The following is a 20,539-nucleotide window of genomic DNA, read 5'->3' on the forward strand; positions in this document are numbered from 1 at the left end:
GGCGCGTGCGCACGAGGCCGGCGGCGCGCACGGCGATCATGCGGCGCGCATTTTTTTCATCGCCATCGCAGATAAGACAGGAGGCCACCGTGGCACATCAACAGGACGCACAGGTTCGGGACCCGTATCGCGGCCACGAAATCCTCGTCTGGGCGCGACCCAACGAACAGGGCGCATGGCGCGACGAGGTTCAGGTGTACGTCAATGGGGCGCGCATCGAGTTGACGGTACCGGCGGCCGCCGGTACCGAATGGCTGACCGAGGTCGAGGCGCTGCGCGCGGGGCTGGAACGCGGCCGCTATCTGATCGACAAGCGCGTGGACGACGACTGACCGGCATGGCGCTTGCGGCGCCGCAGGCCGCGACAGCCGCCCCGCAGCATCTCGTCAACCCACCCATGCCGGCCCGCGCCGGGAGGAACCGATGAGCGATCCGCGTACCCTGCATATCTACCGCTACGACCCCGATCGCGACGCGCAGCCGTATCTGCAGCGCTACGAGATCGACGTGAATCCGGACGACCGCATGCTGCTCGACGTGCTCGGCCGCGTGAAACGCGACGACGAGACGCTCGCGTATCGCCGTTCCTGCCGCGAGGGGATCTGCGGGTCCGACGCGATGAACATCAACGGCAAGAACGGCCTCGCGTGCCTGACCAACATGCAGACGCTGCCGCGCGAGATCGTGCTGCGGCCGTTGCCGGGGCTGCCGGTGGTGCGCGATTTGATCGTCGACATGACCGACTTCTTCAACCAGTACCACTCGATCCGGCCATACCTGATCAACGACACGACGCCGCCCGCGCGCGAGCGGCTGCAATCGCCGGAAGAGCGCGATCAGCTCGACGGGCTGTACGAATGCATTCTGTGCGCGTGCTGTTCGACGTCGTGCCCGAGCTACTGGTGGAACCCGGACAAGTTCGTCGGGCCGGCCGGGCTGCTGCAGGCGTACCGGTTCATCGCCGATTCGCGCGATCTGGCGACGGCGGAGCGGCTGGACGATCTGGAGGATCCGTACCGGCTGTTCCGCTGCCGGACGATCATGAACTGCACGGACGTGTGCCCGAAGGGGCTGAATCCGACTAAGGCGATTTCGGAGATACGGACGATGTTGGTTAGGCGGACGGTTTAGCGCAAAGCATCCCGAAGCGGAACCGCCGGCTCCCGCTATTTCTCGACGAACGCGTCCACATGCGCGGCACGCCGTTGCGCCGCTGCGCGACCCTCGGCCGGATAGAACTGCCGCGCCCAGCGCTGAAACACCGGATACGGTCCGTCGCCTGCGACCGGTGTCCCGTAGCCCGTGTAGTCGCGATGGCTCCACACCATGATGTCTTCCTTGAACACCGGCACCAGCCACAGTCGATGCAGCAACCGGCCGAGCGCGGCGTAGACGATTCGCTGCAACGGCGCCGGCCACCGCGACAGCCACGAAAAGCGGAACGAGATACCGTCCCGGAAGGTCCAGCGCAGCGGCGCGATCTGTACGCCGCACGCGAAGATCTTCGCTTCGAGGCCGATCGCCTTCATTTCATGGTCGGACGACACGCAGCCGAGCCCATGAACGCCGATCAGCGTGCTCCATTTGATGTTCTTCCATGCCATGTCCACCTGCATCGAAATGCGCGGGCCGTCGATCACGGGCGCATGCGGCTTCATGTCCTTCCAGCGATGCAGCGCGCCAAAGTGTTCGAGGTCGTAACCGTTTTCGGGCAGGTTCTGCATCACGCCGCGCAGCGTGAAAGCCTGACCGACGGGCGCCGAGAAGCCGGTCATGTCGACTTCCGGCAGTTCCCACGTCGGCGCGAGGCCGTCGGCGTTCTGCCACACGAACACGAAGCCGTTCCATTCGCGCACGTGCCGGGTGCGAAGCGTCAGCGCCTGCCCGCCCTTCGTGCAGCCGGCGGTGGTGCGCCGGCCGTCGGGGCCATACGCGTAGTGATGGAACGGACAGACGATCTGCTCGCCGTCGACCACGCCGCCGTGGCCCAGATGCGCGCCCTGGTGCGGGCAATACGCGTCGACCGCGCACGCGACGCCCGATGCCGTCCGGTACAGCACGACATCGCGTCCCATGAAAGGCGTCGTGAGCACGGTGCCGCGCTTCAACTCGCGGCTGAAACACAGCGCGAACCATCCGTCCGGATAGGGCAGCGGCGCGGTTTCGTCGACGGGGCCGGTTGCATGCATCGCGCGCTCCTGCATTGGCACGGCGTTCATCGCGCGAATTCCCGATCGGCGTGCGCGACAGCCGCCGGCACGGCGTCGCGTTGTCCGTCAGGCGCGTCGCCGCCGGAAGCCGGGTAGAACTGCGCGGCCCAGCGCCGGAACGTCATGATCGGCATCTCGCCCGCCATCAACGTCGGGCGCGCGTCGTAGTCGCGGTGATCCCAGATGCGCAGGTCGCGCTTGAATTGCGGCACGAACCACAACCGGTACGCGGCGCTCACGAGTGTCTCGTGCAGCGCCCGGCGCAGCGGCGACGGCCACGCCGACGCGCGCTCGACGCGCAGCGCCACGAATTCGCGGCAGGTCCAGCGATCGGCTTCGATCTGCGTCGGGAACAGCACGACCCGCGCATGCAGCCCGAGGTCCGGCAGTTCCATGCGCGCGGCCATGCAGCCCAGGCCGTGCATCGTGATATCCAGCAGCAGCCGTTGGCCGAGCAGCACGAGCGTCGAGCGCATCGTCATCCGGTGGCCATCGGCTTGCGGCGGCTCGAGCACCGGATTCGACCACCCGTGCACGGGGCTGAAATGGTTGACGTCGACGCCGTTCTCGGCCGGATTCTGCAGGCTGCCGTTCAGCGTGTGGCACTGGCCGCGCGGCCGCGAATAGCCGTCGAGGTCGAGTTCGGGCAGCGACCACGACGGCGGCGCGCCCGTACGGTCCTGCCATGCGAGCACGAGGCCGTTCCATTCGCACACGTGGCGCTGCCGCAGCGCGGTGGCAGGCGGCTTGCCGTCGCGCCCGGCGCGCACGCAGGTGCCGTCCGGCGCGAACGCGAGGTGATGGAACGGGCACACGATCTCCTCGCCGCGCACGACGCCGCCATGCCCGAGATGCGCGCCGAGATGCGGGCAATGCGGCGCGACCGCGCGAATCAGGCCGGATGCCGTTCGATACAGCACGACGTCCTCGCCCATGAAGCGCGTGACGACGAGTGCGCCGCGTTTGACGTCGCGGCTGTAGGCCAGCGCGAACCAGCCGTCCGGATAGCGATGTCGGGAAGCGGCCGCGGGTTCGGGCACAACAGGGATCGATGCGTGCATGCGCGTCTCCAGTCATCGGGGCGAAGCATGCCGGTCCGCCGCCGCGATTTCCTCGAGCGTCGGCAGTGGCGTCATCGCGACTTCGCCGCCGGCGAAGCGGCCGCCGCCGAGATCGTCGCCGTGGTAGCGGGTGCTGAACGCGTGAAATTCCGCGTTGCCCGCGCTCATGTAGCCCAGCTCCGTCACGTAGGCCTGCGCGTCGGGGTCGTCCGCCAGCGCGCCGGTCGCGACCGCTTCGCGCGCGTCGATCAGGCGGCCCTCGTTCGACGTGCAGAGTGCCGCGAGCCGGTCGAGCGCCGCCTGCACGTTCAACTGCTCGACGCGCATCAGGATCCAGACGGCATTGAATCGCTCGTGCGCGGAGCGTTCCTTGCGAAACGAAAACAGGTCGTTGACGAGGATCACCGAATCGATCGTCCTGTCCCGTGCGTCGGCCAGCGCCGCGTGTTGCGCGAGGCGCTGCTCCATGTCGATGTCGAGCGCGTATTCGGTGAGCAGCGTGATCCAGTGGCCGAAGCCCTCGACGCGGCGAAACGCCAGATAGTCGTCGAGCGACAGGCGCGATGCGTCGGTCGCCGTCGGATCGGCCTGCGTACGGATCTGGTCGCGGATGCATTCGACGAAGCGCTGCCAGAAGGCCGGGCGCGCGTCGCACCGGGTGCGCATCAAGCACAGCGTGTCGTGCAGCAGTCGCGCGGCGGGCACATCGGCCGGCGGCGGCGTGCCGTCGACGGCCGCCAGAAAATGATCACGCAACGTGTCGAGCCCCGCCTGGTCGCCGGTGCGCGCCAGATGCGTGAACGCGTCGTCCATCAGCGTCGTGACGTTCATCATGCGATGAATCGTGTACACGCGATCGGGCCGCGCATTCGGGTAGCACAGGCTGCCATACGCGGGAATGCGCTGCGCGAGAAAACGGCGTGCCGCCGCGTCGCTGCGATAGTGCCGCAGGATGGTCGGATAGTCGTCGATCGCGAGCTGCTGCTCGATCGCTGCGTGCCGCGGGTGCCGGGCAACGGGCAGCGAGAGCCGCGGCAGCGGCAGCACCAGCGTGTGCGTCGCGCTCGGCGGGGCGCTGTCGGCGTGCGGCGTTCCGGATGCTTGCATGCGGCTCTCCGGGTTACGCGTCCGGTTTGACCGCGACGATGCTGTAGGTCGATACCTTGTTCTTGATCAGCGCGACGGACCAGTTTTCGGCGAGCACGCGCAATTCTTCCAGCGTGTCTGGCGCGCGGTGCGGGAAATGGCGGTCGATGTTGGCCTTGGCGTCCATCAGCCAGCGCGCCACGTCGATGTTCGACGGCAGCACGCGCATGTCGCGGATCGCGAACCCGGCGTCGATCAGCACCTGCCTGAAATAGTCGGGCGTCTTCCGATGCTTGCACGCGATCCGGTCGATCTCGTCCGGCGTGTCGGACTCGTATTCGTTGAGTGCGACGTTGTACAGATTATCGGAGATGATCACCGACCCGCCGCCGCGCACGCGCGCATGCAGTGCGCGCATGGCTTTTTCGTACAGCGCGTTCGGGAAATGCGAGATCACGCCGCGAATGATCGCGAGATCGTACGGCGCCGCGGGATCGGGCAGTCGATCGACGTCCTGCGCGTTGCACTGATACAGGTTGATGCGTTCCGCGAGCCCGTGCTGCGCATGAAAGCGTGCGCAGTACTCGAGTTGCTCGCGACTGACGTTGATACCGTCGAGGCGCATGCAGCCGGGGAAGCGGCCGGCCAGATACTTGAGGATGTAGCCCCAGCCGCAGCCGATGTCGAGAATGCGCTCGACGCGTGCGGGAACGGGGTCGTCGAAGCCGGCGAGGCGAAGCTGGCGTTCGAAGTAGCGAATGCCCGATTCATCGAGCGAGATCGGCGGCGTGGAGCGCGGATCGTCGTAGACGCCGAACTGAAACAACAGGTACTCGCCGATCGCCTTGCGCCAGTCGTCCGGACTGCCGGCGTAGGTCGCCTGCACTTTCTGCTCGTAGTCGCTCACCGTTTCGCCGTGCAGCACGCGGATAGGCAGCGCGGGCGCCAGGTGCGGCGCGCGCATGTCGGCGATTGCCTGTTCGCTGATCTGATTCATCGAAATCCTCGCGTCGTCCATTTCCGTCAAACCGGACAAAACAATGCCCGCCGATCGAGCGGGAGCGCACGCCTTCACGAACCGCCGGCGCGAAAATGCTCCGCGCCCCGACACGTGCGATCGTGCGATTGAATGAATCGATGTAATGCTTCTGTCGAAGCGTTATGAAGGCGAAAGATCCGTGCGCATTTATAGGACCCCGAATAAATGGCGGAAAGGGCGCGGTGACGCAGTATCGCGATGCAGGCCCCATATCATGCGCGGGACGTCTGGCGACGCGGGGTTGCGCCGGCTGGCCGGTTCGGCTCCGTATGCCGCTTGCGTTTTCACGATTCGGATACTGCGATCGTGAACCGGAAGCGAAGTGTATTCGTTATATGAGAGGCGATTCGTTTTTTCAAGAATCTTCCCGTCTGTTTTAAAAAGACGGGAAAACGGGCATCGGTAAAAAATATTTAAATCGCGATCGTCAATGGCGATTTGGATTGTTTCGATTCGATGAATCGAAACGGGGCAGTCGCGCCGCGAACGTGCGCGCGCGGCTGCCCGGCCGGACGCGGGCCGGCCCGACCCGCCGGCGCCTACGGCCGCGCGGCAATCTCGTCGAGATGCCACAGCAGATCCGCCGGATCGTCGTACACGCGCAGCGCACCCGCGCGTTCCAGTTCGTCGCTGCCGTACCCACCCGCCAGCAGCCCGACCCCCAGCGCGCGGCAGCGGCTCGCGGCGAGCATGTCCCAGATGCTGTCGCCGACCACCACCGTATGCTCGATCGGCACGTTCAGCTTCGCGGCAGCGGTCAGGAACAGGTCGGGGTCCGGCTTCGCATACTTCACCTGATCGCGCGTGACGACCACGTTCTTCGCCGGATCGACGCCGAGCGCCTCGAGGTTGATCGCCGCGGTTTCCATCCGCCCGCTGGTCGCGATCGCCCAGCGAATGCCGGCATTCGACAGCGCGGCCAGCAGCTCGCGCGCGCCCGGCAGCGGCCGGACCTGCGCGCGCAGCCGCTGGTACGCAGCGGCGTGCAGCCGCGCGAGCCGCTCGACACGGTCGGCGTCGATGTCGCCGTCCGTCTCGCGCAACAGCTGGTTCAGGAACAGGCCGCCGCTCATCCCGATCTTGCGATGGATGCGCCACACCGACAGTTCGATGCCTTCGGCATCGAGCGCTTCCTTCCACGCGAGGACGTGCTGATAGACGCTGTCGACGAGCGTGCCGTCGAGATCGAACAGAAATGACGTTTCAATGCGCATGTGAATCTCCTGGCCCGATGGCATTCGGGCAAATCGTCGGCAAAACCCAATTCGTCACATTATCGGCGCACGGCCGTGTCACCGCCATGTCCCGCGCCGCGCGCGGCGGCGGCGTGTCGAACGGCGCTGGTACAATCGCGCCGATGCGCCGGGCGGGCCGCCCGCGCGCGCCCAACCTTCGTCGAATCCCCGTATGGCAACCCCCGACGCCGTCAGTTCCGAGCAATCGTGGTGGGGCGTTCTGGCCCTCGCGCTTTCCGCCTTCATCTTCAATACCACCGAATTCGTGCCCGTCGCGCTGCTGAGCGCGATCGGCGACAGCCTGCAGATGCAGCCGACCGCCGTCGGCCTGATGCTGACGATCTACGCGTGGGCCGTCGCGGTCGTGTCGTTGCCGCTGACCTTCGTCACGCGGCACGTCGAGCGTCGCAAGCTATTGAGTGTCGCGCTGCTGGTGTTCGTCGGCAGCCATGTCGTGACCGGCTTCGCATGGAATTTCACGGTGCTGATGATCGGCCGGCTCGGCATCGCATGCGCGCATGCGGTGTTCTGGTCGATTTCGATCCCGCTCGCGGTGCGGCTCGCGCCGAGCGACCGCAAGAGCCGTGCGCTCAGCCTGATCGCGATGGGCTCCGCGATCGCGATGGTGGCCGGGATTCCGCTCGGCCGCGTGATCGGCGAGGCGTTCGGCTGGCGCGTCACGTTCCTGATCATCGCGGGCGCGGCGGGCGTCACGCTGCTGTTGCTGCGCGCCACGTTGCCGGTGCTGCCGAGCCAGGGCGCCGGGTCGCTGAGCAGCATCGGCGTGTTCCTGCGCAAGCCGGCGCTGGTCGCGCTGTACGCGATCACCGTGCTCGTCGTGTCCGCGCACTTCACGTCGTACACGTATATCGAACCGTTCGTGCAGAGCGTCAACCATGCGAGCAACAGCCGGATCACGTACGTGCTGATCCTGTTCGGCGTCGCGGGCCTGCCGGCCGCGGTCTGCTTCAATCGCGTCTATCCGCACCGGCCCGACGATTTCCTGCTCGCGTCGATCGTCGCGTTGTCGGGCTGCCTGCTGATCCTGTTCCCGTGCGCGCTGAACATCGTTACGCTGTCCGTGCACACGCTGGTGTGGGGCGGCGCGATCGTCTGTTTCGGGCTGGCGATGCAGGCATGGGTGCTGAAACTGGCGCCGGAGGCGACCGACCTCGCCGTGTCGATCTACTCTGGGCTGTACAACGTCGGGATCGGCGCCGGCGCGCTGCTCGGCAACCATATCGCGGGCGATTTCGGGCTGCCGTGGATCGGCACGTTCGGCGGCGTGGTCGCGATCTTCGCGGGCGGTGTCGCGTGGGCCGCGTTGCGTCTGCATGAACGGCGGGCAGTGGCTTAGTGCAATCGCCGGACGATCGGCTCATCCCGAATCGTCAATGCGACCCGTCGTACCCCATCCCCGCCGCATCGCGCTGCCGAAGTTTCGCGTACAGCGTCGTGCGTGAAATGCCGAGTTGCCGCGCGGCCGCCGACACGTTGCCGTCGTGCTCGTCGAGCGCGCGCCGGATCGCATCGAGCGATTGTTCGTGCAGGCTGGCGTTGGCGTGAGGGCGGCCCGCCGGCGCCGCGTTGCACACGTCCTCCGCGTCTTCGAGCACATCGGCGTGACGCGCCCTCGTCGCCCGGTCGAGCGGCGCACGCACGGTGCGCACCCATACGTGGCTACCATCGTCGCGCGCGATCCGCTGCGGCGTGCGTGCCGGTGTCAGCAACCGGCGCTGCTGCGCGGGCGTCGCGCCCGAAAATAGTTGCCGGAGATCGACCGGCGCCGCCGGCCCGGCGGGCGCGAGGTCGAGCATCTGGCGGGCCAGGCGGCTCACCGCGCGCACGCGGCCCGCTTCGTCGAGCGCGATGACGCCGGCGAGCGGCGTGCCGAGCCAGCGCGGATCGAATTGCACCTGCAACAGATGGCAGTCGCGCAGCATCGCATAGAGCCGCTGCTCGGCGGCGAGCGACGCGTGCCGGAACGGTTCGCGCAGTTGCGCGACGTTGCGCCTGCCGATGCCGGTGATATCGAGCGCGCCGATCACTTCGCCGTCGAAGCCGACCAGCGGCACCGCGAGACAGAACACCCGCGACAACTCGTGGAGATAATGCTGCGCGCCCGCGACGATGGCTTCGCTACCGTCGTGAATCACGCAGCTCGGCGCGGTCGTGCCGATGTTCGGCTCGACGATCCTGCGCCCGGCGACGATCGGCGTCAGCAGCGCGTCGTCGCATTGCGGGCTGCGCCGCGCATGGACGATCGTGCCGTGCGGATTGACGCACATGATCGTCCATTCGGTGCCGCCGAATGCGGCCCACAGCGGCTCGATTTCCTGCGCGACGCAGCGATGGAGCCGCCGATCCGCGCGCGATTCGTCGCGCTCGCGCTGCATTTCATAGCGGGCGGTTTGCCACGGCCGGAGCCCGGCGTCGCGCGAGCGCAGCCACGAGCGCGCGACGCTGGCCGGCAACGCCGTTTCCGGCAGCGGCTCGCCCGCGGCGAAGCGGGCGCGGAGCCGGTCGAGGTCAACCGGCCGTGCAGGGGATTCAGGGGCCATGTTCACGCTGCGCTCCATTCAAGGTCGATATCCGTGCCAGACGTGTCGGCCTGGCGTGTCGCGCGAATGCGTAATATAGCCCGGTGCCTGATGCCGGGTATTTTCCCGAGAAGAGGCGCCGCCGCGTGCTGCCGGCGGCGCCTGTTGCGCTCAATGCGGCAACCGCAGGATCGGCTTGAGCGTGATCCCCTTGCTGCTGTCTTCCGCCGCCTGGTTGATCTGGTCGAGCGGATAGAACTTCACCAGCCGGTCGAACGGAAACCGCCCTTGCAGATACAGCTGCACGAGCTGCGGAATGAACGTCTGCGGCACGCTGTCGCCTTCGACGATGCCGCGAATCGTGTGACCGCCGAGCAGCAGGCTGTTCACGTCGAATTCGGCTTTCGTACCCAGCTTCGGCGCGCCGACCACGCCCATCGTGCCGCGCGAGCCGAGCGCGTCGATTCCTTGCGACAGCACCGCCGGCAGCCCGGTCGATTCGAGCGCGTAGTCGACGCCGCCGCCGGTGATCTCGCGGATCGCGTCGGCCACGTCGACTTCCCGGCTGTTGATCGCGTGCGTCGCGCCGAGCTCCAGCGCCAGCGCGAGCCGCGACGGCACGATGTCGACCGCGATGATCGTCGTCGCGCCCGCGATGCGCGCGGCCATCACGGCGCTCATGCCGACGGCGCCGGCGCCGAAGCTCGCGAAACTGCTGCCCGGGCGCACCGCGAGCGAGTTGATCACCGCGCCCGCGCCGGTCTGGATCCCGCAGCCGAGCGGGCCGAGCAGTTCGAGCGGCGCTTCCTTCGGCACCTTGATCGCGTTGTTCTCGCGGGCGAGCGCGTAGCTCGCGAACGACGACTGCGCGAAGAAATGATCGTGCAGCGGTTGTCCGGCTTCGTCGCGGAGCGCCGTCTGCCCGTCGGCGTCGGCGCCGCCGAAGTTCAGCGCGAAGAACTGCCGGCAATACGCGCCGTGGCCGCCGACGCACGACGCGCAGTGGCCGCACGCGCCGTAGGTCAGCACGACGTGGTCGCCCGCGGCGAGCGTCTTCACGTTCGGGCCGACGGCCTCGACCACGCCGGCGCCTTCGTGACCGAGCACGGCCGGCAGCGGCACCGGGTAGTACTGGTCGCGCACGATCAGGTCGGTATGGCACAGGCCGGTCGCAACGACGCGCACCAATACCTCGTCGCCGCGCGGCGCGCGGATGCGGGCCGCTTCAATCGAGAAGGGTGCGCCGGCGGCGCGGGCGACGGCCGCGGTGACGGCGCGCGTATCGTTGTCGGTGTACATGGTCGGTCTCCTCGTCAAATCGGATACAGCGGCGCTTCGCCCTTGATCGTCAGCCACTGCCACTGCGTGAATTCCTCCCAGTTTGCCGCACCGCCGATGCTCGTGCCGTTGCCCGATGCGCCGACGCCGCCGAACGGATTGATCACTTCGTCGTTGACCGTCTGGTCGTTGATGTGCAGCAGCCCGGTGTTCAACCGCTCGCCGATCCTCAGCGCGCGGCCGACGTCGGCCGACAGGATCGCCATCGACAGTCCGTATTCGGTTTGATTGGCGAGCGCGATCGCGTCTTCGTCGGTATCGAACGGCACGACGATCGCGACCGGCCCGAAAATCTCCTCGTCGAATGCCGGATTGCCCGGCGCGACGCCGCTCAGCACGGTCGGCTCGAAGAACAGGCCACGATGATTGCCGCCCGTCTCGACCCGTGCGCCCGCGCGGCGCGCCGCGTCGACCACGCTCGCCGCATGGTCGCGTTGCGCGGCGTTGATCAGCGGGCCGAGGCCGACGTCGCCGCTGGCCGGGTCGCCGACGCGCAGGCTGCGCGCCTTCTCGACGAGCTTCGCGACGAAGCGGTCGTGAATCGCGCGCTGCACGAGCACGCGGCCGGTCGCCATGCAGATCTGGCCTTGGTGCAGATACGCGCCCCAGGCGGTGTTCGCGACCGCGCGGTCGAGGTCGGCATCGTCGAGCACGATCAGCGAATTCTTGCCGCCGAGTTCGAGCGATACCTTCTTCAGGTGGCGGCCCGCCGCTTCGCCGACCTTGCGCCCGGCCGCGGTGGAGCCGGTGAACTGGATCATCGCGACGTGCGGATCGGCGACCAGCGCCGCGCCGGCCGCGCCATCGCCGGGCAGTACGTGCAGCACGCCCTCGGGCAGGCCGGCGAGCTCGAACACGCGGGCGATCGCGACGCCGCCGCACACGGCGGTACGCGGATCGGGCTTCAGCACGACCGCGTTGCCGAGCGCGAGCGCCGGCGCGACCGCGCGTATCGCGAGATACAACGGGAAATTGAACGGCGAGATCACGCCGACCACGCCGCGCGGGCGGCGGCGCGCGAGCGACAGCCGGCCGGCCGCCGACGGCAGTACTTCGCCGGCCGCGCGCGACGGCAGCCCGGCTGCTTCGTGCAGCGCCTTGATCGTGACCGACGTTTCGAACGCTGCCTTCGCGCGGGTCGAGCCGCTTTCGCGAACGAGCCAGTCGACGATCGAATCGAAGTGCGTTTCGGCGATGGCCGCCGCGCGGCGCAGGACGGCCGCGCGCTCGTCGTAGGGCAGGGCGAACCAGGCGGGCTGGGTGCGGTGTGCGGTAGCCGATGCTTCGGCGATGGCTGCGGCGTCGGCGACGCCGATGCGGCCGAGCGCGTTGCCGGTTGCCGGTTCGATTACGTCGGCGGCGTGCGGGCTGGCGTGCCAGTTTCCATTGAAGGTCTTGCCGCGCCAGATGTCGGTGTCGAACAGTGCGGGGGTGTTGCTATCCATTTGCGCTCCTGGGGAAATTCGGATCGGCCGGATCGGGCGTGGGTTGGCGTCGATCGGCATGCGCGCGAGGGTAGGCAAGCGCGGGGAAGCGGGGCTATCCGGATTTCTTCCCACGCGTGGGAGGCGCGTGGATCGGGACGCGTTTGCGATTCCGTGTGCGGAAATTGAACAGTTGTCGGGCCATTGCGCTCGCGCAGTGGCCTCCCCGTCAGTCGTCCACGGATCATCCATCGGTTGCCCGGGGCGAACATCATCTGCAACTGCTGCGGGTTCGTCATCAAGCCGCGACAACGCACCGCTAGGTGCCGCCGTGCGCGGCGATGAACATGGCGACGGCCGACCGGCAATAGGACTCGATTTCGTTGTCGTTCCGTGCGCTCGCCTCGTCGAAGCGCGCGACAAGCAGCAGATCGCATCCTTTGAAGAGCGCGCCAAACAAGCGGGCGGACCGGTGAGCATCGGGTACGTTCAGCATCGCTTTCGCGTGCAACTGACGCAACACGGCCTCGATTTGGGCAATGACATGGGCGGGCCCCGCTTCGTAATGGAGCTTGCTCAACGATCTTTGATTCGTCTTGTCGGCCAAAACCATGGCTTCGACGCTGCGGACGTCCGGGCTCAACAGCGTGCGAAGCAGCGATGATCCTACCGCCATGAGCTGATCTTCAGCCGAACCGGCGATGCCTTCGGTCAGGGTCTGCGGCGCAAACTGCTGGCAGTGGGCCGCCATGGCCGCGCTGAACAGCGCCTCCTTGCTCTCGAAGTGTCGATAGATGCTGAGCTTGGATATCTTCGCGCGCTGGGCGACCTTGTCCATGGTCGTCGCTTGAAAACCCAATTCCACGAAGAGTTCGCAGGCGGCGTCGACGATCGTCTGGCGAAGCGCGTCGTTGGCGGGCCGGCCGCGGCGGCCCTGGTTGTTTTCGGTCACGATCATTTCAGTACTTGACAGTATTCAAATCCGTGCATTAGGATACCATTCAGTATCATAAATAGGCAAGCCAAGGGTCGGTTTCAACCGGTCGTCCGAATCAGTTTCCCCGGCCGCCCGGCGATATCGAGCGGCATTGTCCGGCCGTTCAACACGGTGACGGCGACTGTCGCGCCGTTGCCGAAGCCCTGCTCGCAGCCCGTCTGGAGCGCGTATCGCTGGACGATATGGCGCACCAAGCCCAGCCCCTCCCACCAGGACACGGAGCCCATCACCATGAATGACGTTATCATCATCGGCGGCAGCTTTGCCGGCCTTGCCGCCGCGCTGCAGCTCGGCCGTGCCCGCCGCGAGGTCACCGTGCTCGATACCGGCCGCCCGCGCAATCGCTTTGCCGGTCACTCGCATGGCCTGCTCGGCCACGATCACAAGCCGCCGCTCGACATCCTGGTCGAGGCGCGGCAGCAGCTGTCGCGCTATCCGACGATCAAGCTGGTCAATGCCCGGGCGGAGAGCGTGTCTGGCGCGATCGACGATTTCTGCATCGTCACCGACGATCACGAAAGCTTGAGGGCGCGCCGCCTGATCCTGAGCTATGGCGTCGCCGACCAGATGCCTGAGGTTCCGGGCTTTGCCGAAAGCTGGGGCACGTCCATCGTGCCATGCCCCTATTGCGACGGCTTTGAAGTCGCCGGCCAGCATTGGGGCCTCGTCTGGTCCGGACCGCAGTCGTACCAGTCTGCCAGGCTGTTCCGCGACTGGACTGACGCGTTGACGGTCTTCACTGACGGTCATGACATCGCGCCCGATATCCGGGCCGATCTGGCGCGCCGCAACCTGTCTGTCGTCGATGGCCGGATCGTCGAGATCGCGCACCAGAACGGCCATATCGCCACCGTCAATCTCGACACGTGCCGCAACGTCGCGGTCGACGTCCTGTTCGCCCAACCGCGCAACAAGCCGTCCGCCAGCCTGCACGAATCACTGGGCCTCGCCACGGTCGATACGCCTACCGGCATCGTTCTCGCGGTCGACGAGCGCCGCCAAACCAGCATGCCCGGCATCTACGCCGCCGGCGACCTCGCCACGCCGTTCTTGCCCTCGGTCACCCAGGCATCATCGCAGGGCGCGATGGCGGGTATCTTCGCCCAGCAGTCGATGGTGGTTTGAGCGCACGGATTCCTGCTCTCGTTGCGTCGTCGCGTTCGAACAGGTCGACATGGATCGACGCGGCGAAAGGCGGATCGTCGGGTCAAGGAGAATGACATGGCAAAGCAAAGTGCTGATCAGGCGGGTGACTGGAATGGTCAAAGCGGCGAGCGCTGGGTCGCCAACCAGGCTCGGCTCGACGCTCTGGTGGCGGTGTTCGGGCAGGCCGCGATCGAAGCCGCCGCGCCCGCGACGGGTGAGCGCGTGCTGGACATCGGCTGCGGCGCGGGCGCGTCGAGTCTGGCGCTGGCTGCTCGCGTCGGCGCGGCGGGCCACGTGCTGGGCGTGGACATATCCGAACCGCTGATCGATCGAGCGCGCGCGCTTGCGCGCCACGATACGCCGGCCCTGTTTCAGGTGTCCGACGCCAGCAGCGCAGCGCTGCCCGAAGGCGCGTTCGACATTCTGTTCTCGCGTTTCGGCGTGATGTTTTTCCCCGATCCGACAGCGGCGTTCGCCCATATGCGACGCGCGCTCCGGCCGGGTGGCCGGGTCGCTTTCGTCTGCTGGCGCGGGGCGGCCGAGAACGATTGGATGCGACTGCCGGTGGGCGCGCTCAAGGACATCGTCCCGCCGAGTGCGCTGCCCGATCCCGACGCGCCCGGCCCGTTTTCGTTCGGCGACCGGGAGCACGTGGCGCGCATCCTGACGGCGGCCGGTTTCGCCGAGATCGTTATCTCGCCCTTCGACGCCGCCGTCCCATTCGGCGAGGGCGAAACGCGGGACGCCGCGATCGCCGACGCAGTGAGGATGACGCTCGAGGTCGGCCCGCTGTCGCGTGCGCTCGCTGGTCAACCCGACGACATCCGCGCCCGTGCCTCCGCCGCCGTTCATGCCGCCTTCGCGAGCCTCCCCGGCGAGGGAGCGGTATTGATCAACGGCGCTGCCTGGGTCGTCACGGCACGAAATCCGGCAGGCTGACAGGGATTAACAGGCGAGACGCGGCCGCTTGGTCGCGCCGGGCGTCGTTGGCCGCTCAGATGGATGTCCATTCCGAGCGCTGAACGAGCGCTCGCCTTGCGACAGGCAGATGGCCGGTTGCGAAGCAGAGCCGACGCCTGAGCGGCCTGCCGGCGGCGCATGCGACCGGCAGTTCGTGGCCGATTTTCGCCGACGTGATCAGGCTGAATCGCTACAATTGCCCCATCTGTCCCCTTCGACGGCATCGAATTCGAGACATGCTGACTTCCTATTTCTGGAGCGGCGACGCCATTCGCAGTCGACGCGTCAGTGACATCGTTCTATCAGGCACGGTCGACGTGCCGGTTCCTTCCGCACGGCTGCTCGCAGATTGGGAAAGAGAGACATCGTCGCGGCTCGTCCTGGAGCCGGGGGACGTCGAGGCAATGCCGTTGGCGCGAACGCAAGCGCGCTGGCCGGACTACAAGCGCTGCGTGCAGGCCATGTCCGACTGGACGGGCGCACTCGGACTGCCCAACGTGCTTGCCGCCAGTGACGTGGCCCTCATGGCCTGTCGTGGCGCGAGGTACCACCATGACGGCGCGCAATATGGCGGTGCGGCCTTCTGCAATCTCTTCCTGAGCGAGGACCGAGGGCTGGACTTGCATTTTCCCGCTACCGGCCATCGCATTCCGCTGACCCGGGGGACCGCTGTGATATTCGATACGGGCCAGCCTCATGGCGTCATTCAGCGCGGCAGTCGCGAATTTAATGCGGTCGACTTCGCGCCAGGCCGCGATTGCATCCAGATATTCCTGACCTGGGAGCTTCCCATCGAAGACGTCCATGTCGGGCAAGCGCTTGACGTCGTCTTCGACACTGCCCGTTCGACCTCGCTGCACCTGGATGAGGAACAAGTCTGGTCGAACGGCGCACCCGCCGCCGTGTGCCCGGCATCCGGTCGCTGGTATCGGCCCGGCGGCCGGTCGCACATACGACCGCTTGCCGACGCCTCATCGATGTCTTAGGGAGCATGTTTGCGTCAATGAGTGCAAGCGTGACGGCCTTCCGGTCGTTCGCCGAAACCGACGCCGACACCGAAGCCGACGGCCCGACGGCGGCCCACCGTTTTTTTCCCTCAGGAAAACCCTGATCGACTCGGCAGGCCGCCGGTTTTCAGCTCGTTTTCCCGCTGCCGCAAGCCGCCTCGGCAGGCCCCCGCCCAAACGATCCCCCGACCCCGCACAACCCGCTCCATCAACCCTCCCAGCCCGTCTGCCTACCCAAACAGGTATGGCGCGCCGCAATATTTCGCATTCATGGGGCGATTTCAATACCAATTAGGTATCGAAAATCCCGCCCAAAAGTATTGGACGCCCGATTTCCCCGCCGCGTATAAATCCGTTCCATGAACAGCCCCCACGCAGCGTGTCCCATGTCCTCCCCCACCATCGAACGCATCGAAACCCGTCTCGTCGACTTGCCGACGATCCGCCCGCACAAGTTGTCGGTGGCCACGATGCACGGCCAGACGCTGATGCTCGTGAAGGTGTTCTGCAGCGACGGCGTGACCGGTATCGGCGAAGGCACGACGATCGCCGGCATGGCCTACGGTCCGGAAAGCCCGGAAGCGATGAAGCTCGCGATCGATGCTTACCTCGCACCGGCGATCATCGGCCGTGACGCGACGCGCGTTCAGACGCTGATGGCGTTCGTCGGCAAGCTCGCGAAGGTCAACCATTTCGCGAAGAGCGCGCTCGAAACCGCGCTGCTCGACGCGCACGGCAAGCGGCTCGGCGTGCCGGTCAGCGAACTGCTCGGCGGGCGTCGCCGTGATCGCCTGCCGGTCGCGTGGACGCTCGCGTCGGGCGACACGGCCACCGACATCGCCGAAGCCGAACGGATGCTCGACCTGCGCCGCCACAACGTATTCAAGCTGAAAATCGGCGCGAAAGCGCCGGAAACGGATATCCGCCACGTGGCCGAGATCAAGCACGCGGTCGGCGATCGCGCATCGGTGCGCGTCGACGTGAACATGGCGTGGAGCGAAACGCAGGCCGCGCGCGCGATTCCGGCGCTGGCCGATGCGGGCTGCGAACTGGTCGAGCAGCCGGTCGCGTCGGCCGCGGCGCTGACGCGCCTGATGCGCCGTTTCCCCGTCGCGCTGATGGCCGATGAAATCCTGCAGGGCCCCGACAGCGCATTCGACATCGCGAAGCAGCACGGCGCGGACGTGTTCGCGATCAAGATCGAACAGAGCGGCGGCCTCTTCGCCGCGCAGCGCGTGGCCGCGATCGCGGACGCGGCCGGCATCGAGCTGTACGGCGGCACGATGCTCGAAGGCGCGTTCGGCACGGTGGCGTCCGCGCACCTGTTCGCGAGCGTCGCGAACCTGCAGTGGGGCACCGAACTGTTCGGGCCGCTGCTGATCACCGAAGAAATCCTGACGCAGCCGCTGGACTACAGCGACTTCGAACTGACCGTGCCGGACGGCCCCGGTCTCGGCATCGTGCTCGACGAGGACAAGGTCAGGCGTTTCACCCGCGACGGGCTGACGAAAGTCGCGCGGTAAGTCGAGTCAGGCAAAGACCGTCATCCCCCCAAATACACGTGGAGACAGCATCATGAGCGTCAAAGTTTTCGATACCCGCGAAGTGCAGGACCTGCTGAAGGCCGCGTCGAACGCGGGCGGGCGCGGCGCCGGCGGCAATGCACGCACGCAGCAGATCGTGCTGCGCCTGCTCGGCGACCTGTTCAAGGCGATCGACGATCTCGACATCACGCCCGACGAAGTGTGGGCCGGCGTGAACTATCTGAACAAGCTTGGTCAGGATGGCGAAGCGGCGCTGCTCGCGGCCGGCCTCGGTCTCGAGAAGTATCTCGACATCCGGATGGATGCCGAGGACGAGGCGATCGGCCTCGACGGCGGCACGCCGCGCACGATCGAGGGGCCGCTGTACGTGGCGGGCGCCCCGGTGCGCGACGGCGTCGCGAAGATCGACCTCGACGCGGACGACGGCGCGGGCCCGCTCGTGATCCACGGCACGGTGAAGGATCTCGACGGCAAGCCGGTGGCCGGCGCGCTGGTCGAATGCTGGCATGCGAATTCGCACGGCTTCTATTCGCACTTCGACCCGACCGGCAAGCAGAGCGACTTCAACCTGCGCGGCGCGGTGAAGACGGGCGCCGACGGCCAATACGAATTCCGCACGCTGATGCCGGTCGGCTACGGCTGCCCGCCGCAGGGCGCGACGCAGCAACTGCTGAACCGGCTCGGCCGACACGGCAACCGCCCGGCGCACGTGCACTTCTTCGTGACGAGCGATGACCATCGAAAGCTGACCACGCAGTTCAACATCGACGGCGATCCGCTGATCTGGGACGACTTCGCGTATGCGACGCGCGAGGAGCTGATTCCGCCCGTGACCGACAAGACCGGCGGCACGGCGCTCGGCATGAAGACCGATGCGTACCAGGACATCGAATTCAACTTCGTGCTGACGCCGCGCGTACAGGGCAAGGACAACCAGATCGTCGACCGCCTGCGCGCCTCAGCCACGGCATAACCCGTCCGGCAGCACGGTGGCGCGCGTGCGTGCGTCGCCGCTGCCGGCCGGTCCCCGAGATTCAACCGATATCGATGCGAGCGTGCTTGCAGGACGCGGCACGCGCATGGAAGGAGCCATCATGTCCGTCACGATCGACGCTACGAACGAACTGGATCACCTGCTGGAAACCGCCGTGCAGGATGACAAGGCGGCCGGCATTTTCCGCTGCCGTCGCGACATCTTCACGAACGCGGAGCTGTACGAACTCGAGATGAAGCACATCTTCGAGGGCAACTGGGTGTACCTGGCGCACGAAAGCCAGATTCCGGACAACAACGATTACTACACGACGTGGATCGGCCGCCAGCCGATCGTCATCACGCGCGACAAGGGCGGCGAGCTGCATGCGGTGATCAACGCGTGTGCGCACAAGGGCGCGATGCTGTGCCGCCGCAAGCACGGCAACAAGGGCAGCTTCACGTGCCCGTTCCACGGCTGGACCTTCTCGAACACCGGCAAGCTGCTGAAGGTGAAGGACGAGAAGACGACCGAGTATCCGGTGCAGTTCAACACGCACGGCTCGCACGACCTGAAGAAGGTCGCGCGCTTCGCGAACTATCGCGGCTTCCTGTTCGGCAGCCTCAACGCCGACGTGCTGCCGCTCGAGGACTACCTCGGCGAAGCGCGCGTGATCATCGACCAGATCGTCGACCAGGCGCCGAACGGGCTCGAAGTGCTGCGCGGCAACTCGTCCTACATCTACGAAGGCAACTGGAAGATGCAGATGGAAAACGGCTGCGACGGCTACCACGTCAGCACCGTGCACTGGAACTATGCGGCGACGATGAGCCGCCGCAAGGAGGACGGCACCAAGGCGGTCGATGCGAACAGCTGGAGCAAGTCGGTCGCGGGCGTGTACGGCTTCGACCACGGCCACATCCTGCTGTGGACCCAGACGATGAACCCGGAAGTGCGGCCCGTGTACCAGCACCGCGACGAGATCCGTGCGCGCGTCGGCGACGTTCAGGCCGATTTCATCGTGAACCAGACGCGCAACCTGTGCGTGTATCCGAACGTGTTCCTGATGGACCAGTTCAGCACGCAGATCCGCGTGGTGCGGCCGCTCGGCGTCGACAAAACCGAAGTCACGATCTTCTGCTTCGCGCCAAAGGGCGAGAGCGAAGCCGATCGCACGACGCGGATTCGCCAGTACGAGGATTTCTTCAACGTGAGCGGCATGGGCACGGCCGACGATCTCGAGGAGTTTCGTGCGTGCCAGGCCGGCTATGCGGGCATCACGGCGATGTGGAACGACCTGTCGCGCGGCGCGCCGCTGTGGATCGACGGGCCGGACGAGAACGCGAAAAAGATGGGGCTGAACCCGCGCATTTCGGGCGAGCGCAGCGAGGACGAAGGACTGTTCGTGTGTCAGCACGAACACTGGGTGAACGTGATGCGCGATGCGCTGAAGAAGGAACGCGGGGAGGTGGCGGCATGAGCTTCGATTACCGGACGATTTGCGCGGCGCTGTATCGCGAGGCGCGCCTGCTCGACGATCGCGAGTGGGACGCGTGGCTGACCTGCTACACGGAGGACGTCACGTACTGGATGCCGGCGTGGGACGACGACGATCGGCCGACCGACGATCCGCAGCGCCAGGTCTCGCTGATGTACTACGCGGACCGCGGCGGCCTCGAGGATCGCGTGTTCCGGATCAAGACCGAGCGCAGCGGCGCATCGACGCCCGAGCCGCGCACCAGCCACAACGTGACGAACGTCGAGGTGCTGGCCGAACGCGACGACGAGGTCGACGTGCGCTACAACTTCCACACGCTGAACCACCGTTATCGCGTGACCGATCACTTCTTCGGCACGATGTTCGTCACGTTGCGCCGGGCGGGCGACGCACTGCTGATTTCGCACAAGAAGATCGTGCTGAAGAACGACTACATCCGGCAGGTGCTCGACGTGTATCACGTCTGACGCCCGTTGTTTTG

Annotated in this window: 20 protein-coding genes; 10 read left to right on the plus strand and 10 right to left on the minus strand. The window is 66.7% G+C overall.

Going from position 1 to position 20,539, the window contains the following annotated elements:
• Positions 1 to 89 precede the first annotated feature (89 nt).
• Together J8I33_RS19865 and J8I33_RS19870 are read left to right on the plus strand one after the other, a co-directional pair.
• A complete protein-coding gene (locus J8I33_RS19865; protein WP_209924435.1) occupies positions 90 to 332 on the plus strand; it encodes a DUF6566 family protein in 243 nt (80 codons plus the stop codon).
• Between the two features lie 91 nt (positions 333 to 423).
• Positions 424 to 1,131 carry a succinate dehydrogenase/fumarate reductase iron-sulfur subunit gene (locus J8I33_RS19870; RefSeq protein ID WP_050013958.1) on the plus strand — a complete coding sequence of 236 codons (708 nt, stop codon included), beginning with the start codon at positions 424 to 426 and terminating at the stop codon, positions 1,129 to 1,131.
• A gap of 35 nt (positions 1,132 to 1,166) precedes the next feature.
• On the opposite strand, the gene J8I33_RS19875 is transcribed toward J8I33_RS19870, so the two are convergent.
• The 5 genes from J8I33_RS19875 to J8I33_RS19895 form a co-directional block, all read right to left on the minus strand.
• The gene (locus J8I33_RS19875; protein WP_209938840.1) at positions 1,167 to 2,219 is read right to left on the minus strand and encodes a Rieske 2Fe-2S domain-containing protein; all 1,053 of its coding nucleotides are present in this window, start codon (positions 2,217 to 2,219) and stop codon (positions 1,167 to 1,169) included.
• On the minus strand, positions 2,216 to 3,271 hold the full coding sequence (locus J8I33_RS19880; protein WP_209924432.1) for a Rieske 2Fe-2S domain-containing protein: 1,056 nt from the start codon (positions 3,269 to 3,271) through the stop codon (positions 2,216 to 2,218). Before J8I33_RS19880 ends, J8I33_RS19875 begins: the two co-directional genes overlap by 4 nt.
• 12 nt (positions 3,272 to 3,283) lie before the next feature.
• Positions 3,284 to 4,378, minus strand: coding sequence for a methyltransferase type 12 (locus J8I33_RS19885; protein ID WP_209938843.1), 1,095 nt, complete (start codon positions 4,376 to 4,378; stop codon positions 3,284 to 3,286).
• 13 nt (positions 4,379 to 4,391) lie between these two features.
• Positions 4,392 to 5,354: a class I SAM-dependent methyltransferase gene (locus tag J8I33_RS19890; RefSeq protein ID WP_209938845.1), complete on the minus strand. Its 963-nt coding sequence runs from the start codon at positions 5,352 to 5,354 to the stop codon at positions 4,392 to 4,394.
• Positions 5,355 to 5,935: 581 nt separating this feature from the next.
• Positions 5,936 to 6,610, minus strand: coding sequence for an HAD family hydrolase (locus J8I33_RS19895; protein WP_050013954.1), 675 nt, complete (start codon positions 6,608 to 6,610; stop codon positions 5,936 to 5,938).
• Positions 6,611 to 6,803: 193 nt separating this feature from the next.
• On the opposite strand from J8I33_RS19895, the gene J8I33_RS19900 reads away from it, so the two are divergent.
• Positions 6,804 to 7,988, plus strand: a complete 1,185-nt coding sequence (locus J8I33_RS19900; protein WP_209938851.1) for a sugar transporter — start codon at positions 6,804 to 6,806, stop codon at positions 7,986 to 7,988.
• A gap of 34 nt (positions 7,989 to 8,022) precedes the next feature.
• Here the strand turns inward: J8I33_RS19900 and J8I33_RS19905 are convergent, their stop codons facing one another.
• The 5 genes from J8I33_RS19905 to J8I33_RS19925 all read right to left on the minus strand — a co-directional run bounded on the left by J8I33_RS19905 (position 8,023) and on the right by J8I33_RS19925 (position 13,163).
• Complete coding sequence (locus J8I33_RS19905) at positions 8,023 to 9,192, minus strand: helix-turn-helix domain-containing protein (RefSeq protein WP_245172251.1); 1,170 nt, start codon at positions 9,190 to 9,192, stop codon at positions 8,023 to 8,025.
• Between the two features lie 150 nt (positions 9,193 to 9,342).
• A complete protein-coding gene (locus J8I33_RS19910) occupies positions 9,343 to 10,470 on the minus strand; it encodes an NAD(P)-dependent alcohol dehydrogenase (protein WP_209938865.1) in 1,128 nt (375 codons plus the stop codon).
• A gap of 14 nt (positions 10,471 to 10,484) precedes the next feature.
• On the minus strand, positions 10,485 to 11,954 hold the full coding sequence (locus tag J8I33_RS19915; protein ID WP_209938867.1) for a benzaldehyde dehydrogenase: 1,470 nt from the start codon (positions 11,952 to 11,954) through the stop codon (positions 10,485 to 10,487).
• Positions 11,955 to 12,252: 298 nt separating this feature from the next.
• A complete protein-coding gene (locus J8I33_RS19920; RefSeq protein WP_209938977.1) occupies positions 12,253 to 12,885 on the minus strand; it encodes a TetR/AcrR family transcriptional regulator in 633 nt (210 codons plus the stop codon).
• A gap of 83 nt (positions 12,886 to 12,968) precedes the next feature.
• On the minus strand, positions 12,969 to 13,163 hold the full coding sequence (locus J8I33_RS19925; RefSeq protein ID WP_050013949.1) for a hypothetical protein: 195 nt from the start codon (positions 13,161 to 13,163) through the stop codon (positions 12,969 to 12,971).
• Between J8I33_RS19925 and J8I33_RS19930 the strand changes: the two genes are divergently transcribed.
• The 7 genes from J8I33_RS19930 to benB all read left to right on the plus strand — a co-directional run bounded on the left by J8I33_RS19930 (position 13,162) and on the right by benB (position 20,525).
• Complete coding sequence (locus J8I33_RS19930; protein WP_209938869.1) at positions 13,162 to 14,055, plus strand: NAD(P)/FAD-dependent oxidoreductase; 894 nt, start codon at positions 13,162 to 13,164, stop codon at positions 14,053 to 14,055. The two genes, J8I33_RS19925 and J8I33_RS19930, sit on opposite strands and share 2 nt — an antisense overlap.
• A 96-nt stretch (positions 14,056 to 14,151) precedes the next feature.
• Positions 14,152 to 15,015 (plus strand): class I SAM-dependent methyltransferase, encoded by an 864-nt coding sequence (locus J8I33_RS19935; protein WP_050013947.1) that lies wholly within the window; start codon positions 14,152 to 14,154, stop codon positions 15,013 to 15,015.
• A gap of 257 nt (positions 15,016 to 15,272) precedes the next feature.
• The gene (locus J8I33_RS19940; protein WP_050013946.1) at positions 15,273 to 16,022 is read left to right on the plus strand and encodes a hypothetical protein; all 750 of its coding nucleotides are present in this window, start codon (positions 15,273 to 15,275) and stop codon (positions 16,020 to 16,022) included.
• 407 nt (positions 16,023 to 16,429) lie between these two features.
• Positions 16,430 to 17,566 (plus strand): muconate/chloromuconate family cycloisomerase, encoded by a 1,137-nt coding sequence (locus tag J8I33_RS19945; protein WP_176016221.1) that lies wholly within the window; start codon positions 16,430 to 16,432, stop codon positions 17,564 to 17,566.
• 52 nt (positions 17,567 to 17,618) lie between these two features.
• Positions 17,619 to 18,560: a catechol 1,2-dioxygenase gene (gene catA, locus J8I33_RS19950; RefSeq protein ID WP_209938871.1), complete on the plus strand. Its 942-nt coding sequence runs from the start codon at positions 17,619 to 17,621 to the stop codon at positions 18,558 to 18,560.
• Between the two features lie 121 nt (positions 18,561 to 18,681).
• Positions 18,682 to 20,040: a Rieske 2Fe-2S domain-containing protein gene (locus tag J8I33_RS19955; protein WP_050013943.1), complete on the plus strand. Its 1,359-nt coding sequence runs from the start codon at positions 18,682 to 18,684 to the stop codon at positions 20,038 to 20,040.
• Positions 20,037 to 20,525 (plus strand): benzoate 1,2-dioxygenase small subunit, encoded by a 489-nt coding sequence (gene benB / locus J8I33_RS19960; protein ID WP_050013942.1) that lies wholly within the window; start codon positions 20,037 to 20,039, stop codon positions 20,523 to 20,525. The genes J8I33_RS19955 and benB overlap by 4 nt, the downstream gene beginning before the upstream one ends.
• The last annotated feature ends 14 nt before the right edge of the window (positions 20,526 to 20,539 follow it).

The sequence above is a fragment of the Burkholderia sp. AcTa6-5 genome (genome assembly GCF_017815075.1).
Lineage (GTDB): Bacteria > Pseudomonadota > Gammaproteobacteria > Burkholderiales > Burkholderiaceae > Burkholderia > Burkholderia sola.